This window comes from Vibrio sp. OPT46 (assembly GCF_015163535.1).
GTDB lineage: Bacteria > Pseudomonadota > Gammaproteobacteria > Enterobacterales > Vibrionaceae > Vibrio > Vibrio alginolyticus.
This window is the reverse complement of record NZ_JADDYG010000389.1, coordinates 1-1,462: the sequence shown is the minus strand read 5'-3', so window position 1 is coordinate 1,462 and position 1,462 is coordinate 1. Positions and strand designations below refer to the sequence as shown.

Annotated in this window: 1 protein-coding gene; it reads left to right on the top strand. The window is 37.8% G+C overall.

Annotation, left to right across the window (positions count from 1 at the left end):
• Window positions 1-389: 389 nt before the first annotated feature.
• The coding region (locus IQR33_RS18015; protein WP_193843902.1) for a site-specific integrase at window positions 390-1,462 on the top strand (1,073 nt) is incomplete at its 3' end.

The following is a 1,462-nucleotide window of genomic DNA, read 5'->3' as shown; positions in this document are numbered from 1 at the left end:
TTACGATCTGACTATGGACTCCCTGATTATCCACCACTGGAAGACTTATCCAATGGTCAATTGACTTCAGTAAGCAACTGATTTCAAACCTAACAGCACAAGGCAACTTTAAATGTTGCCTTTTTTTTATCTATATTCAAGTAATATTCCCTTACGCAGTCTAGCAGACTATGTAGAACCATAGGTTATTATGTGGGTTTTACTTTAGTACCTCGCTTTGTTTTCGTTAAGCTAATCTTCGAATAATTCATATAAACTCAACAAACAAATAGCACTGTATAAATAGACATGATTATAAAGTGTAGTATAATTTGAGTTATATTACATTTTTTGGTCGTTAAGGTTAGCGTTACAGGTGACAGCGTAACACTTTATTTTTGGAGGTGAACGTGGAGATTACTAAGCAAAATTTTCCAATTCCTGCATCCGGATTGGAAAAGATTAAGGCATTAGAACTAGGCAATAACAAAGAAAAAGAAAATCTTTCACGATTTAAAATCCCTTTGCCTGAACTTGACGGTGCAATTGACCCTGATCACCCAAACCTAAAGACAATTCTAGATAACATGGCCATATTCGAGGCTACACGTGGTGGTTTTTCGAAGGCAACACAAAAAAACATGTTTTCCGCTGTTCGCTCTTGGATAAGATTTACTGAGTATATTGAATTAGCCTACGCATTTCCTATACATCCAAGAATGTTTTACTACTGGATACTACACCTAAAAAATGAACAGAAAGTGTCTTATGCGACACTAATGAGCCGAAAGAACCTCATAGCCATATTTTTGAATCAACTAGGATTCGCCAACGTTACTGAAGACAAGCTTATAAAAGACTTTTTCAGGGGTGTAAAAAAGGATATGGCAGAATCTGATTTATCAAAGGTAGAGCAAAAAGTTGCTTCACCATTCAGAGCAAGCGATTTGAACAGACAGATCGAAATAGTTGGTACACTTGAACAAGCTGGGCCAAAGCTTTTCAAAGACCTAGCATACATGACCATTGCATACTCTACTGCTCTTCGAGAAGAAGAGATCTTTACTTTAAAACGTAAAAACGTCATCATTTCTGGTGACACTGTCACTATAGTGAGGACAAAATCTAAGACATCTGCGGCGCCACCCAAAAAGTCTATCATTGGCAGGTATGCAGGGATCGTGAAGAAATATATTGAACTTGTAGAAAAAGGAGTAGAGCTTTACAACCATGTAACCCCTTCAAGTCCAGTCGAAGATCAGGAATATTATATTTTTGGTTGGATTCTGAAAAATGGACAGATTAAGGACCCATTAAAACCTATGAATGGTGTATCCGTACTTAGATTGTTCCGCAAAGCATATGAACGACAAAGTGTATTTAAAGGTCGTTGTTGGTCAGGGCATTCGGCACGTTGTGGAGCGGTAGTTGATGGGCATGTCGTTCATAAGATGAATGCAGTCGACCTTATGTCTATTGGTGA